Source organism: Nocardia sp. CA-120079 (assembly GCF_050955745.1).
Lineage (GTDB): Bacteria > Actinomycetota > Actinomycetes > Mycobacteriales > Mycobacteriaceae > Nocardia.
In genome coordinates, this window is sequence record NZ_CP192088.1 from 1770134 (window position 1) to 1784519 (window position 14386).

The 14386-nt window shown below is 66.1% G+C and carries 12 protein-coding genes; 10 read left to right on the forward strand and 2 right to left on the reverse strand.

Going from position 1 to position 14386, the window contains the following annotated elements; genetic code table 11:
- Position 1: 1 nt before the first annotated feature.
- The 10 genes from ACQPYR_RS08155 (at position 2) to ACQPYR_RS08200 (ending at position 10680) form a co-directional block, all read left to right on the forward strand.
- On the forward strand, positions 2-754 hold the full coding sequence (locus ACQPYR_RS08155) for an SDR family oxidoreductase (RefSeq protein ID WP_433629513.1): 753 nt from the start codon (positions 2-4) through the stop codon (positions 752-754).
- On the forward strand, positions 751-1623 hold the full coding sequence (locus ACQPYR_RS08160) for an NAD(P)-dependent oxidoreductase (RefSeq protein WP_433629515.1): 873 nt from the start codon (positions 751-753) through the stop codon (positions 1621-1623). Before ACQPYR_RS08155 ends, ACQPYR_RS08160 begins: the two co-directional genes overlap by 4 nt.
- A 19-nt stretch (positions 1624-1642) precedes the next feature.
- Entirely contained in the window at positions 1643-2110 is a 468-nt protein-coding gene (locus tag ACQPYR_RS08165) for a carboxymuconolactone decarboxylase family protein (RefSeq protein ID WP_433635055.1), read from the forward strand.
- 12 nt (positions 2111-2122) lie between these two features.
- Entirely contained in the window at positions 2123-3589 is a 1467-nt protein-coding gene (locus ACQPYR_RS08170; protein WP_433629518.1) for an FAD-dependent oxidoreductase, read from the forward strand.
- Positions 3590-3600: 11 nt separating this feature from the next.
- Positions 3601-4179 carry a TetR/AcrR family transcriptional regulator gene (locus ACQPYR_RS08175; RefSeq protein WP_040694975.1) on the forward strand — a complete coding sequence of 193 codons (579 nt, stop codon included), beginning with the start codon at positions 3601-3603 and terminating at the stop codon, positions 4177-4179.
- 78 nt (positions 4180-4257) lie between these two features.
- The gene (locus tag ACQPYR_RS08180; protein ID WP_433629521.1) at positions 4258-5076 is read left to right on the forward strand and encodes an alpha/beta fold hydrolase; all 819 of its coding nucleotides are present in this window, start codon (positions 4258-4260) and stop codon (positions 5074-5076) included.
- A gap of 54 nt (positions 5077-5130) precedes the next feature.
- Positions 5131-5556: an acyl-CoA thioesterase gene (locus ACQPYR_RS08185; protein WP_387296911.1), complete on the forward strand. Its 426-nt coding sequence runs from the start codon at positions 5131-5133 to the stop codon at positions 5554-5556.
- Between the two features lie 81 nt (positions 5557-5637).
- The gene (locus tag ACQPYR_RS08190) at positions 5638-6411 is read left to right on the forward strand and encodes an ABC transporter ATP-binding protein (RefSeq protein WP_433629524.1); all 774 of its coding nucleotides are present in this window, start codon (positions 5638-5640) and stop codon (positions 6409-6411) included.
- A 174-nt stretch (positions 6412-6585) separates the two neighbouring features.
- On the forward strand, positions 6586-9099 hold the full coding sequence (locus tag ACQPYR_RS08195; RefSeq protein WP_433635056.1) for an ABC transporter permease: 2514 nt from the start codon (positions 6586-6588) through the stop codon (positions 9097-9099).
- 753 nt (positions 9100-9852) lie between these two features.
- The gene (locus ACQPYR_RS08200; protein WP_433629527.1) at positions 9853-10680 is read left to right on the forward strand and encodes a phosphatase PAP2 family protein; all 828 of its coding nucleotides are present in this window, start codon (positions 9853-9855) and stop codon (positions 10678-10680) included.
- 1 nt (position 10681) lies between these two features.
- On the opposite strand, the gene ACQPYR_RS08205 is transcribed toward ACQPYR_RS08200, so the two are convergent.
- The gene (locus ACQPYR_RS08205) at positions 10682-11842 is read right to left on the reverse strand and encodes a VWA domain-containing protein (RefSeq protein ID WP_433629530.1); all 1161 of its coding nucleotides are present in this window, start codon (positions 11840-11842) and stop codon (positions 10682-10684) included.
- 98 nt (positions 11843-11940) lie between these two features.
- On the reverse strand, positions 11941-14343 hold the full coding sequence (locus ACQPYR_RS08210; protein WP_433635057.1) for a DUF5682 family protein: 2403 nt from the start codon (positions 14341-14343) through the stop codon (positions 11941-11943).
- Positions 14344-14386: the final 43 nt, after the last annotated feature.

The window sequence follows — 14386 nt, forward strand, 5'->3', positions numbered from 1 at the left end:
CATGACTCGATTCCCGGGAAAGACCGCCATCGTCACCGGCGCCGCCCAAGGTATCGGCGCGACATACGCCAAGGCGCTGGCGAACGAAGGCGCCAATGTCGTTGTCGCCGATTTGAATGCCGAGCGCGGTAAGGCCGTAGCGGCCGAGATCACCGCCGGTGGTGGCAGCGCCGTCTTCGGCGAGGTCGATGTGGCCGATCCGGAATCGGCCACCGCCCTCGCCGAATTGACCGTCCGCGAATTCGGGGCGATCGACCATCTGGTGAACAATGCCGCCATCTACGGCGATATGAAACTCAACCTCCTGCTCAGCGTGCCATGGGACTACTACAAGAAGTTCATGAGCGTGAATATGGACGGTGCGCTGAATATGACCCGCGCGGTGTGGCAGCACATGGTCAAGGCGGGCGGCGGATCGATCGTCAACCAATCCTCCACTGCCGCATGGACCTACTCCAGCTTCTACGGCTTGGCCAAGGTCGGCATCAACGGCCTGACCCAGCAGCTCGCCTTCGAACTCGGCGGTTCCAAGATTCGCATCAATGCCATCGCGCCCGGTCCCATCGATACCGAAGCCACCAAAACCGTGACACCGAGTGTCATTGTCGACGATATGGTGAAACGGTTGCCGCTCAAGCGCATGGGAACACCGGATGACCTGGTCGGTGCCTGTCTGTATCTGCTCTCGGACGAGGCCAGCTGGGTCACCGGGCAGATCTTCAATGTCGACGGCGGACAAGTGTTCCGGTCATGAGTAGCGAATTGCCGGTCGGCTTCATCGGTTTGGGCAATATGGGCGCACCGATGGCCAAGAGCCTGCTGTCCTGGCCCGGTGGACTCACCGTCTGCGATATGCGCCCCGATGCGGTGCAACCGCTCACCGAAGCCGGTGCCGCATCGGCTGTTTCGGCTGCGGAAATCGCCGAGAAGGCGGCCGTGATTTCGGTGACCGTACTGGACGACGCACAGGTGCGAGCGGTGGTCACCGGACCGGCGGGGGTGTTGCGGACCGCCGCCCCGGGCACCGTTGTCGCCGTGCACTCCACCATCAGCGACCGGACCGCCGAAGAGTTGGCGGGCGAATGTGCCGAGTACGGAGTCGAATTGGTGGATGCGCCGATCAGCGGCGGTGCGGCCGGCGCCACACGCGGCAAGCTCGCGGTCATGGTCGGCGGTAGTGATACGGCATTCGAGCGGGTGCGCGGCCCCTTCGGCTGCTTCGCCGATCTGGTCGTGCACGCCGGACCGGTCGGCGCGGGCACCCGAATGAAGCTGGCGCGCAACCTCTTGCACTTCATCGCATTCACCGCGGCCACCGAGGCGCAGCGACTCGCTGAGGCGGCGGATCTGGATATCACCGTGCTGGGCAACGTCGTCCGGCATTCCGACGCGGTCACCGGCGGTCCCGGCGCGATCATGCTGCGCGACCGCACCGCACCGATCGAACCGAATGATTTCTGGCTGCCGATCCTGAGTCACGTGCGCGATCTCGGCGAAAAGGATCTGAGCCTGGCCCTGGATCTCGGCGCGCGACTCGGCGTCGAACTGCCGCTTGCGGAACTGGCTCTCGACCGCCTCGGGCCCGGGCTCGGCGTGCCGAAAGAAAGGGAAACCAATGAGTGAAGCATCGCGTAGCGATTCGATGGGGGGTGGCGGTCGGGTGACGGGTGGGCGTGACAACGGATCTGCTGATTCGGTACGTCAGCGCGGGCTGGCCAAGATGGCCGAGGTATACGGCACCGAATTCCAGGACTACCCCAGCGACCATTTCGCGGTCACTGCCGATCATCTCTTCGCCGAAATCTGGTCGCGTCCTGGACTCACCATTCGGGACCGCCGACTGATCCTGCTCGGGGCGCTCGCCGCCCAGGGCGCGATGGATACGGCGGGTATCCAGATCGGCGCGGCGCTGCGCAACGAGGAGTTGACCGAGGCGCAGCTGCACGAGATCGCGCTGTTCCTCTGCTATTACGTCGGCTGGCCGACCGGCACCAAACTCGACCTGCTGGTGGGAACGATTGTCGCCCAACAGAAAAAGGCGGCACGCAAGCAGTCCGAACAGGTGGCGGAGTCCGAATCGTCCGTGTCGTCCCAAGACGCGAGTAAGTAAGGAACGCGAAACATGTCTGATGCCGCAAAGATCCGGCCGCTGCGCGCCGACGCGATCGCCGCATGGGATTTCGAGGCGGATGTCGTCGTCGCCGGATACGGCATCGCCGGTGTCTGCGCCGCCATCGAGGCCGCACGTGCGGGGGCCGACGTGCTGATCCTGGAACGTACCGGCGGCTGGGGCGGTGCGGCGGCCATGGCGGGCGGATTCATCTACCTCGGTGGCGGCACCCCCTTGCAGCAGGCGCTCGGCTTCGAGGACACGCCGGAGAACATGGAGACATTCCTGCAGGCCGCGCTCGGTCCCGGACAGGATCGGGCGAAGATCGCGGACTACTGCCAGAACAGCGTCGAGCACTACAACTGGCTGGTCTCCAACGGGGTGCCGTTCAAGGAGGAGTTCTGGGGTGAGCCCGGCTGGGAGCCGCCGCACGACGAAGGACTGATGTACTCCGGCGGCGAGAATGCCGCGCCGTTCAACGCCATCGCGAAACCCGCGCCGCGCGGCCATGTTCCGCAAATGGCGGAGAAGAAGATCGGTGCCAAGAGCGGCGGCTACATGCTGATGAAGCCGCTGGCCGATACCGCCGAAAGTCTCGGTGTCGGTGTCGAATACGACATCAGGATCCGGCGGCTGGTGATCGACGAGACCGACCGGGTGGTCGGCGTCCTCGCGACGCGCTTCGGCAAGGAGGTCGCGATCCGCGCCGAACGCGGGGTGGTGCTCGCCACCGGCAGTTTCGCTTACCACCAGCAGATGATCGAAGGCTATGCGCCGCGGTTGATCGGGCGGCCCGCCGCCGCCATCGAAGAGCACGACGGCATCGGCATTCTGGTCGCGCAGGCGCTGGGCGCGGAGTTGGCGCATATGGATGCCACCGAGGTGGCGTTCTTCGGAGATCCGCAGCTGTTGGCGCGCGGCATCCTGGTCAACGGGCGTGGTCAGCGCTATATCCCGGAGGACACCTATCCGGGCCGGATCGGACAGGCGACGCTGATCCAGCAGGACAATCAGGCGTTTCTGGTCATCGATGAGGAGTCGCTCGAGGCCGCGCTGGCCACCGTGACATCCACGCCGTTCTTCCGGCAGCCGCCGACCTGGGCGGCCGAGACCGTCGCGGAGCTGGAATCCGATATGGGTCTGCCGGAACGCGCGTTGCAGGGCACCGTCGAGTGCTACAACCTGCACGCCGCCGACGGCAAGGATCCATTGCTCGGGAAGAAGCCGGAGTGGGTCAAACCGATCGGCACCCCGCTCGCCGCCTTCGACATGCGGGGCTTCACCGCGGGTTTCACCCTCGGCGGGCTGCGCACCGATCTGGACTCGCGAGTGCTGCACGTCTCCGGTGAACCGATTCCCGGCCTGTTCGCCGCGGGCCGCTGCACCTCCGGGCTCTGTGCCGGCGGCTATGTCAGCGGTGCTTCCCTCGGGGACGGCAGCTTCTATGGCCGGCGCGCCGGTCGCGCCGCCGCAAAGTAGGATCTAGACACATGTCCGAAGGCGAGTCCATCATCCTGGAGGCGACCCGGCGTCGCCTCACCGAGAAGCAGGCCGACACCGTCGACAAGCTGACCAAGGCCGCAGTGGAAGTGCTTGCGCGCGAAGGCTTCGCGGGGATGACCATCCGCATGGTCGCCGCGGCGGCCGGCGTCGGCACCGCCACGGCGTATACCTACTTCTCCTCGAAGGAACATCTCGTCGCCGAGATCTTCTGGCGTCGCCTGTTCGCCAGTTCGGCTCCGGTCAGCGATGACCCGGACCCCACCGTCCGGGTCGTCGCCGAACTCCGCAATATCGCCATGCTCGTCGCCGACGAACAAGAACTCTCGGGCGCGGTCACCAGCGCCCTGCTCGGCCGCGATCCCGACGTCGCCCACCTCCGTGCGCGGATCGGCATGGAAATCCGCAAACGACTGGTCCGCGCCCTTGGCCCCGACGCCGACCAGGACGTAGTCGAATCCCTCGAACTCGTCTACGCGGGCGCACTCGTCCGCGCGGGCATGGGCTACGCCTCCTACTCCGAAATAGCCGACCGCATCGAGAAGTCGGCGCTGCTGATTCTGAAGTAGCGCACTTACCCGAGAGGTAATCGACTTCATTATCGGGACCCACAATGATGGTGGGGCACCAGATGATTGGAGAAACCGATGCCCTACTTCGACTCGCACGACGGCACCACGCTGCACTACCAGGACTGGGGTTCGGGGCAGCCGGTGCTGTTCCTGGCCGGTGGCTGGTTGAGCAGCACTTCGTGGGAGCTGCAGATGCTGCCGCTGTCCAAGCAGGGGTTGCGGTGCCTGTCCTACGATCGGCGTGGGCACGGCAAGTCGGATTGGGTCGGGCACGGCTACGACTACGACACGCTGGCCGCGGATCTGGCCGCATTCCTGGAACATCTCGATCTGCGCGAGGTCACGGTGGTTGCGCATTCGATGGCCGGCGGTGAGATCGTCCGGTACCTGACCCGGTACGGCAGCGATCGGATCAGTCGGGTCGCGCTGGTCTCGGTGACGATGCCGTATTTCGCACAGGCCGAGGACAATCCGAACGGTGTGCCGAAGGCCGTCTTCGATGCGGTGGGCGCGGCCCGCGCCGCGGACCGACCGCTCTGGATGGAGCAGAACGCCCAGGCATTCTTCGCGACGCACCTGGGCAACCAGGTGTCCTCGGCGCGGATCGCGTGGATGGTCCAGAAGTGCATGGACTGCTCACTTCTCGCGGCGGACGAGATCATGAATACGATCTACAACGCCGACTTCCGCGACGAGTTGCGCGCAATCACACTGCCCACGCTCGTCATCCACGGTGACGCCGACGCCTCGGCGCCGATCGACCTCTGCGGGCGCGTGATCAAGGACCTGATCCCGAGCAATACCTACAAGGAATACCCGGCCACCGGCCACGGCATCATGATCTCGCACGCCGCGCAGCTCAATGCCGACATCCTCGACTTCATCAAGGCGTGAGGGCCAGGGCGGTAGCGGCGGATACCTGTCGTACCCCGCCGCTACCGTGAGCCAATGGGATTCGCGCTCTCGATCACCGTGTCGCCCGAGGACATCGATGGCAATGGACATATGAACCAGGCCGTCTATCTGCAATATGCGGAACGGGCGCGCTGGGCCTGCCTGCGGGAGGGCGGTCTATCCCAGGAGAAGTTGCAGGACGCCGGGGTCGGGCCGATCTCGCTGCAGGTGACGCTCGAATTCAAACAGGAACTCTTCGTGGGCGACGAGGTCACTGTCACTTGCGATTTCGCCTGGGATGGCAAAACCCACCGGACCATCCAGGAGATCCGCAAGGCGGATGGCACGGTCTCCGCCGAGATCGTCGGCGTCGGTGGTCTGCTCGATCTCACCGAACGGCGTTTGGTGCCGGACGCCGCGCGCTACTTCCGCGACCTCGCACAGGATCCGACGGTCTTCGGTCTGGGCCGGTCGGCGTAGTTCTAAGGGTTCATTGAGACCTCGAGACTTGGGGGAGGTCCCTGATGGCGCGGGCGCGCGATACCCGACAGACTGGGTTGCATGACTTCGCAAGCCCTAGGTGCCGACCTCGAGAAATCGGCTGCCGCCACTGTCGCGGCACGCGCCATCGACCTGGTGAAGGTCTACGGCCACGGAGATACGCAGGTCAGGGCACTGGACGGGGTTTCAGCCGAATTCGTGAAGGGGGAGTTCACCGCGATCATGGGGCCCTCCGGATCGGGCAAATCGACCCTGATGCACTGCCTGGCCGGCCTGGACAGTGCCAGCACCGGAACCGTGCGGATCGGCGATACCGATCTTGCCGGGCTCTCCGATAAGCAGATGACCCGGCTGCGGCGCGACCGCATCGGCTTCGTCTTCCAGGCATTCAACCTGGTGCCGACGCTGACCGCGCAGGAGAACATCACCTTGCCGCTGGATATCGCGGGCCGCAAGCCCGACCAGGACTGGCTGGATACGGTAATCAAGCGGCTCGGGCTCACCGATCGACTCACCCACCGGCCGAGCGAACTGTCCGGCGGGCAGCAGCAGCGGGTGGCGTGCGCGCGGGCGCTGGCCGGCAAGCCGGAGATCATCTTCGGTGACGAGCCGACCGGCAATCTCGATTCGCGCGCCTCGGAGGAAGTGCTCTCGATCCTGCGCGCGGCGGTGGACGAATTCGGGCAGACGGTCGTCATCGTCACCCATGAGCCGCACGCGGCGGGATATGCCGACCGGGTGGTGTTCCTCGCGGACGGTCGCATTGTCGACGAGTTGCGCGATCCCACCGCCGAATCGGTGCTCGACAAGATGAAGTCGCTGGAGCAGGTTTAGTGAGCGAGCGTCAGCGAGTGAACCAAAGACACAGCGCGCCTTCGCGCACGACGGAGCCGAGCGTCAGCGAGGCGCAGTCGTGAGCGAGCGTCAGCGAGTGAACCAAAGACACAGCGCGCCTTCGCGCACGACGGAGCCGAGCGTCAGCGAGGCGCAGTCGTGAGCGGCAAACCGATGCGCAAGGTGGTCTTGCGCAATCTCGCCGCGCACAAGGTGCGACTGGCACTGACCCTGCTGTCGGTGGTGCTCGGAACCGCATTCATCGCGGGCTCATTCGTCTTCACCGATACCCTCCAGCGGACCTTCGACGGGATCTTCGCCAATCAGGCCAAGGGCGTCGACGTGCGGGTGAGTCCGCAAAAGCAACAGGCACAGGGCATTCCGCTCAGCGTGGTCGACCAGATCTCGAAGATGGACGGGGTGCGGGCGGTCGCGCCGAGCGTCAACGGACCGCTGGTGCTGCTGTATCCGGACGGTAAGAAGGCCGTACAGACCGGTGGCGCACCGACTTTCGGCCAGTCCTACATTCCGCCGGATAAAGCGGTCGCCGAACCGGATAAGTTCGTGCAGGGCGTCCCGCCCGCGCACGAGGGCGAAATCGCACTCAATACCGGCGGCGCCGAACGCGCGGGTCTGCATGTCGGTGACAAGACCAAGGTGCTGGTTCCCTCGCACGGCAACCCGATCGACGTCACACTCACCGGAATCTACGAAGTCCCTTCGGACACCGGCGGTTTCATCGGCGTGCTCTTCGACGACGCGCAGGCCCGCCAGCTGTTCACCGACGGCTCGCATGTCGCCTATATCGATATCGCGGCCGTCGGTATACCGGGTGACGACCTGCGCGACAAGATCGCGAACGTGCTGGTGGATTACAAGGTGCAGAACGGCGATCAGGTGCGCGCCGATCTGAAGAAGGAAGTTTCCAACGCGCTCAACTTCATCAATTACTTCCTGCTCGCCTTCGGTGCGATCGCACTGATCGTCGGCACCTTCATCATCTACAACACCTTCTCGATGATCGTGGCCCAGCGGTTGCGCGAGCTGGCGCTGCTGCGTGCGGTAGGTGCGAGTCGACAACAGGTCGGCCGATCCGTGGTGGCGGAGGCACTGGTCATCGGATTGGTCGGCAGCGCAATCGGTTTGGTGGGCGGTATCGGTCTGGCCTTCGGGCTTTCGGCCCTGCTCAATGCGTTCGATCTCGGCCTGCCGACCGGATCGTTGACGGTGCTGCCGCGCACCGTGATCGTCGGACTGCTCGTCGGGCTGCTGGTGACGGTGGTCAGCGCCTATGCCCCCGCGCGTCGCGCCGCCAAGATTCCGCCGGTGGAGGCCATGCGCGAGGAGTTCGCCTCGGCCGGTGAATCGCTGCGGCTGCGGACCGGTTTCGGCAGTGCGCTGGCCGTCGCCGGTGTGGTGCTAGTGGTGCTCGGTGCGCAGAAGACCGGCGGCCATGCCGCACTGACGGTCGGGATCGGCGCGCTCGGCCTGATCTTCGCGGTACTGCTCGCCGCGCCCGCATTGTCGCGGCCGGTGGTTGGCGGTCTCGGGGTGCTGCTGCGGCCGTTCGGCCCGATCGGCCGGATGTCGCGCAATAATGCCGCGCGCAACCCACGGCGCACTGCCGCGACGGCTTTCGCGCTCACCCTCGGTTTGATGCTGGTGACCGCGATCGGCATGCTCGGCGCGTCGGCGAAGGCCAGCGTGAGCGTGCTCGTCGACAAGGGCGTGAAGGCCGACTATGTGCTGGCCGGACCGCAGATGATCGGGGTGCCGCTCGGTGCGGGTGACGCCGTGCACAAATCGGTGCCCGGGGTGGCCGATGTGATCGGCCTGCGCGGTGTCACGTTCAAGGTCGGCGATGAGCAGCTGGCCGGCACCGAATTCGACGGCTCGCCCGACCGTGTCATCAACTACGACATGATCAAGGGCACCAACACGCTGGGCGATCACGATGTCATGGTGTCGCAGGACGAGGCCGACAAGCGCGGCTGGAAGGTCGGCGATCAGGTCAGCGTGACGAGCCTGGGGTTCAAGAAGATTCCGGTCCAGGTGGTCGGCATCTACAAGAAGACGCCGCTGCTCGGACCGCTGGTGGTGTCGCCGGTCATGTACGACGAGGTGATGCCGGTCAACTTCCGGACCAACCTGTTCATGTTCGTCAAGGCCCAGCCCGGTGCCGATCTGGCTCAGATGCGCACCGAGCTGGAGAATGCGACCGAGCAGTTCGTCGTGGTCCAGGTGCAGGATCGGGAGGAGTTCAAGGGCGCCCAGGGCAAGCAGATCAATACGCTGCTCGCCATCCTGTACGGACTGCTCGCGTTGGCGGTGGTGATCGCGATTCTCGGCATCGTCAATACCCTGGCGCTGTCGGTGGTGGAGCGGCGTCGCGAGATCGGCATGTTGCGCGCGGTCGGCATGCACCGGGCTCAGGTTCGCCGAACCATCTATCTGGAATCCATGCTGATAGCGGTATTCGGCGCGATCGTCGGGATGCTGCTCGGCCTCGGTCTCGGTGTCGGCTTCCTGCGAACCCTGCGTGACCTGGGCATAGATGAGATCGCCATCCCGTGGAATCAACTCGTGCTGGTGCTCATCAGTTCGGCCGTGGTCGGTGTTCTCGCCGCGCTGTGGCCGGGAATTCGTGCCGCCCGCACCCCACCGCTGGCCGCCATCGCTGACCTGTAGGTCTACCCAGCGAAGATAACGGGCATACCACTCCGCCGTCGGCGCACCGTAGGCGTCGCTCGGCGGGGTGGGCCCGCATTCGACGCAGAGGTCCGCTCGATGAGCGGACCGGCATCGAGCATGGTGCGTCACTCGTCCGCGACGGCACGGCGGCCGTAGGGAGCTCCGAGGATGTGCCGCAGGCAGCTCCGCTGTGGCCGGAGTGATTGATCGCTGACAAGATTCGGTTGCGGAAGATGTGTTCCCGTATGCCACAGACCTTTCCGGCCGTAGGTGCGCCGCATGCCCTGATAGCCAAGGCATGCGGGCCGATCCGGCGGAGGCCGAAGCCCTCCATATCCGGCGGTGCGGGTCGGCCGCCCCGTGGCAGCCGGCTCGATGGCGGCGGTGATGGTCGTCGCGGTCTCGCCGTGCCGGGTTGGTTCGGTGTGAGCCAGATCGAGCGCGGCTCGGAGACCGCGCCTCGGGACGAACCGGGATTTATGGCGGCCATGGTGCCTGCGCTGGCCAGCCGCTCGGATTGCCGCGGGTGAGTGCCGCGGCATCACAGCCGAATTCGAAGATCCGCCCGATTGTCCCGCGGCGGTTGAGTCCGCCGGTGCGGCGCGGACGACGGCGGCCCGATTCCCGGTCGATCGCTTGTGTCTGTCCGGTCACAGTGTGCTGAGTCTGGCTAACGAGTGATGCTACGGTAAACGGAGGTTGCTACTCCGTTTAACATGTGGGGTTGGATGGATAAGGAGGCCGCTGGCAATGGTGGCAGTGGGTCTCGGTGGTCCGAACGTGGGTTTTTCGCCCGCGGTCGGCGGCATCGCCGAGAAGATGAGGGCGGCGGTGCACGGCCGTGGCGGCGAGGCGGTCAGGCAACTCGCATTGATCACCGTGCTCTATCTGGCCTATCGGGTCGGGCGGATGTTCACCGCCGACGACACCGTGCACGCACTCGGCAATGCGCGAGAGATGCTCGGGCTCGAGGACAAGCTCGGGCTGCCGGAGGAGACCACGGTACAGGCGATATTCCTGCATCGGGATTTTCTCGCGGTACCGGCCAACTTCTATTACGCCACCGCACATTTCACGGTGGCGGTCGGGGTGCTGTTGTGGCTGTGGGTTTTCCGGCCGGAGCACTACCGGTGGACCCGAAATCTGATGGTGGCACTGACCGGAGCCGCGCTCGTGGTGCATGTGTTGATGCCACTCGCGCCGCCGCGCATGCTGCCCGAGTACGGCTTTGTCGACCTCGCCGCCATACACGGCCAATCGGTCTATGGCTCACCGGATTCCGGCGGGCTGTCGAACCAGTTCGCGGCCATGCCCTCCTTGCATGTGGGGTGGGCCCTGCTGCTGGCCTTCGCCGTGGTCGCGGCGACCCGGAGTTCCTGGCGGTGGCTGGCGCTGGCACATCCGGTGCTCACCACGGTGGTCGTGGTCGGGACCGGCAATCACTACTGGCTCGACGCGATCGTCGCGGTGGTGCTGCTCGGATTGTCAGCGCTGCTGCATCCGCTGGTGGTGCCCGCGGCGGCGACGGCGTGGGGTGCGATGGGGCCGGTGGGTCCGCAGCCGGTGCCGACGCGCTGACTCAACTGGTTCCGGCATTTCGGTTGGCCCAGGCTTGGATATCGCCCCGGTCGAGGGCTAGGGCGAGCAGGTCGGGGAACTTGTCGGGGGTGCAAGCGAAGGCCGGTATGCCGAGGGCGGCGAGAGCGGCCGCGTTGTCGTGGTCGAAGGCGGGAGCGCCGTCGTCGGAGAGGGCGAGCAGGACGACCACCTGAACGCCGGAGTCCCGCATGGCATTCACGCGGCGCAGCATCTCTTCGCGGATGCCGCCCTCATAGAGGTCGGATATGAGGACGAACAGAGTATCTGCGGGGCGGGTGATGAGCGATTGGGAATAGGCGATGGCGCGACTGATGTCCGTGCCGCCGCCGAGTTGGGTGCCGAAGAGGACCTCGACCGGATCGGTGAGTTGTTCGGTCAGGTCGACGACTTCGGTATCGAAAACGACCAGCGACGTTTTCAGCGACCGCATCGAGGCCAGGACCGCCCCGAAGACCGAGGCGTAGACCACGCTGGAGGCCATCGAACCGGATTGATCGATGGCGAGCACGACATCCCGGCGCACCGCCTGCGCCTTGCGGCCGTAGCCGACCAGACGTTCGGGCACGACGGTCCGGTGTTCGGGAAGGTAGTTGGCGAGATTCTTGCGGATAGTGCGGTCCCAGTCGATATCCCGCAGCCGAGGTCGGGTCACGCGGGCGGCGCGGTTCAATGCGCCGGATACCGCCGCGACGGTGTGTGCGGCAACGCGCTGTTCGATTTCGCGGACCACCTTCTCGACCACCATTCGCGCTGTCGCCTTGGTGGTTTCGGGCATCACCCGATTCAGGCTCAGCAGGGTTCCGACCAGGTGCACGTCCGGTTCGACCGCTTCGAGGAGTTCAGGTTCCAGCAGGAGCTGGGTCAGATCGAGGCGATCGACGGCATCGCGCTGCATGACCTCGACGACGGTGGACGGGAAGTAGGTGCGGATATCGCCGAGCCAGCGGGCAACCTTCGGTGCGGAGCCGCCGAGTCCGGCCGAGCGCTTACCGGAATTCTGGTCGTCGGTGTTGTAGACCGCGCCCAAGGCTCGATCCATGGCCTCGTCATCCGCGGAATCCAAGCCGCCGAGGGGTTGTTCGGCGGCGGTGCCGAGCACCAGACGCCAACGCCTGGACTGGGTTTCATCGATCGCATGCATCCGGTCACTCCGGGAGGTAGGTGACGGCGGAATGCCACCACATCGTCGTTCGGGTTGATCGAGGGGCCCGAGCGCGGTGCGGAAGGAGCGCGTCGGGCTCATACCGGCACTCCGAGGATGTCCGCGACCGTACGCATGGCGACCAGCCCTCGTTCCACATCGAAGGTCGTGTCCCCGCCGGTACCCGATGTGCCGGAGCCACCGTCGCGCACCGCCTGGCCGATGGCGCGGCGCTCTCCGGATTCGAATGCGCCGAAGGTGCGGCGCAGCAGCGGCAGGATTTCGACGAACATATCGTCGCCGAGACCGCGGAGCCAATCGTCGATGAGCCGCAACAACTCTCGGTCGTGGACCAGCAGCAGGCCGCGACCTCCGAGGAAGCCGTCGATCCAGGCGGCCTTGGCGGCGGCGGTATTGCCGATCGAGAGTGCGGCGGAAAGCCTGCGCGCGGAATCGGATTCGTCGATGCGCCCGGCATCGGCGAGCAGTCGGACGGCACGACCGACCAGGGCACCGTGCACATCGTCACGGTCGGCGAGACGGTGCAGGGCGGCCAGCCATTCGCCGGTCGCCCAGTCGTTGTCGCGCGTGTGAATGGCGGTGTGCGCGGCATCGAGTTGGGTGCGGAGTTGTTCGGCGGCATCGGTATCGAGGCCGGTGACCGCGCCGGGCAGACCGGCGCAGATCCGCACGAGCAGGCCGTCCGCGACGTGGGCGAGGGCTTTGGTATCGGTGCCGCGGACGTCGCCGTAGCGCAGCGTGCGGGTCAGGCCGGGGAGGGCGGCCAGCAGATGGGTTACGTCGTGGTCGAGTGCCGCGGCCGATTCCAGGCGGCTGATCAGACCGTTGGTGGCGTCGCCGAGATCGGCGAGCAGCGCGACCTCGAGTGCGGCGGTGAGGTCGCCGACGGTGCTGCCCTCGCGGCCCGCGGCGTCGAGGATTTTGGCTTCCGCCGCGGTGCGGATTGTGGTGCCCCAGCGGGAGGCCTCGATGATCGAAACCGCGAATTCCGGTCGCCACCGCAGCGTCCAGGATTCGCGGAAGGTGCCGGTGCTGCGTACCTCGCCGGTTGTCGGCGTGCCCCAGTCGATTCCGAGTACCCGCAGCCGGTGCAGCAGTCGGGAGCGTTCGACCTCGCGCTCCTTGCGCAGGTCGAGATCGAGGTTGCGGGACAGGGCTTCCTGCTTCAGCCGCAGCGTGCGGATCCGGGCACGCAGATCGGCATCCAGCGGGACGGTCGGCGTGCCATCGGGAACGGCGCCGAGTGCCTCGCCGACCACCAGTTCGGACGCGACGAGCCGCACCATCGTCTCATCGCCCGCGCACATCACCGACCGCACCGCCTCGGTGACCTCCGACAGCCCCGCCAGCGGCCGAGCCCGCAGCACCGCGAGCGTGTCGGCGAGCCGGACGGATTCGATGATGTGCGCACTGGAAACCGGCAGATCGTGCGCTCGCAACACCCCCGCCACCCTGGTCAGCCAGCGCGCGATCGGCTGTTCGGTCTCGGTGAACAGGTGGTGATACCAGCCCGGCGAGGTGATTCCGGCGCCGTATCCGGACGTCGTCGCCAGCCGGGAATGCGTCCACGGCACCCAGGTCACGGTTGCCTTCACCTTGGGAAGGCCCTTGAGCAACTTGGTATCCGCCGTCGCGGGCCCCAACTTCCCCGCCAACGCCGGTGCATGCCACGCCCCACACACCACCGCAAGCCGCTGTGCCCCTTCCTTCAACGCCTTCCGCATCGTCTGCCGCATATACGCCTCACGCCGCAAGGTGTGCGCGTCGATCCCGATGGGTTGGCGCTCAACGTCTTCGAGCTCGATCGCCTCGTCGACAGTGTCACCGGTCGGCGAGTCGGCCGACTCAGCATGTGCGGCGGGCCGCGGTTGGTCGTCGGACTCGAATGTCTTGCGGCTCGGGTCACCACCCGCCGGAATGCCGAGTATCTCGTGCGGCTGTTGGCCGGGCGAAGTGTCTTCGATTGTGTCCGTGGCAGGTCCGATCGCGAACATGCCTCGTTCAGCGGCTTCTCGCAGTGCCCCCATTGCCTCGGTGATCGCTTCGAAAGCGTCGGCGTCGGCAACGGATTCGACCACTGCGTCCCACCAGCGTTCGGCATCGTCGTAGCCGGCCGCGGCGGCCAATTCGGCGAGTGGGTCGATGCGGTCGCCCGGTTCGTCTTCGGTGGCGAGGACGGTGGTCGCGGGAAGGTCGCAGAACTTCACCGGCACTGCGTGTTCCGCCGCGTGTCGCAGCGCCTGCCATTCGGGGGAGAACACCGCGTACGGCCAGAATGCGGCCTTGGCGGGCTGGTCCGGCACATAGGCCAGCAGAGCGACGGGGGGTGACATTCCCTCGGCCGCAACGTATCCGACCAATGGGTCGGCATCGGCCGGGCCCTCGATCAGGATCGCGTCGGGGCGGAACTGCTCGAGCGCGGTGCGCAAAGATCTGGCCGAACCCGGGCCGTGGTGCCGGATGCCGAACACGCGGGTCACCGGACCGGTCTGGGCGGCGTTCTGCTGGTCGTCCCTACGGTCG

Bases quoted from the DNA above. Each gene is read 5' to 3' on its own strand.
- ACQPYR_RS08205 (WP_433629530.1), bottom strand. From the start codon at position 11,842: ATGCATGCGATCGATGAAACCCAGTCCAGGCGTTGGCGTCTGGTGCTC.
- ACQPYR_RS08155 (WP_433629513.1), top strand. From the start codon at position 2: ATGACTCGATTCCCGGGAAAGACCGCCATCGTCACCGGCGCCGCCCAA.
- ACQPYR_RS08185 (WP_387296911.1), top strand. From the start codon at position 5,131: ATGGGATTCGCGCTCTCGATCACCGTGTCGCCCGAGGACATCGATGGC.
- ACQPYR_RS08200 (WP_433629527.1), top strand. From the start codon at position 9,853: ATGGTGGCAGTGGGTCTCGGTGGTCCGAACGTGGGTTTTTCGCCCGCG.
- ACQPYR_RS08175 (WP_040694975.1), top strand. From the start codon at position 3,601: ATGTCCGAAGGCGAGTCCATCATCCTGGAGGCGACCCGGCGTCGCCTC.
- ACQPYR_RS08195 (WP_433635056.1), top strand. From the start codon at position 6,586: ATGCGCAAGGTGGTCTTGCGCAATCTCGCCGCGCACAAGGTGCGACTG.
- ACQPYR_RS08190 (WP_433629524.1), top strand. From the start codon at position 5,638: ATGACTTCGCAAGCCCTAGGTGCCGACCTCGAGAAATCGGCTGCCGCC.
- ACQPYR_RS08160 (WP_433629515.1), top strand. From the start codon at position 751: ATGAGTAGCGAATTGCCGGTCGGCTTCATCGGTTTGGGCAATATGGGC.
- ACQPYR_RS08180 (WP_433629521.1), top strand. From the start codon at position 4,258: ATGCCCTACTTCGACTCGCACGACGGCACCACGCTGCACTACCAGGAC.
- ACQPYR_RS08165 (WP_433635055.1), top strand. From the start codon at position 1,643: ATGGGGGGTGGCGGTCGGGTGACGGGTGGGCGTGACAACGGATCTGCT.
- ACQPYR_RS08170 (WP_433629518.1), top strand. From the start codon at position 2,123: ATGTCTGATGCCGCAAAGATCCGGCCGCTGCGCGCCGACGCGATCGCC.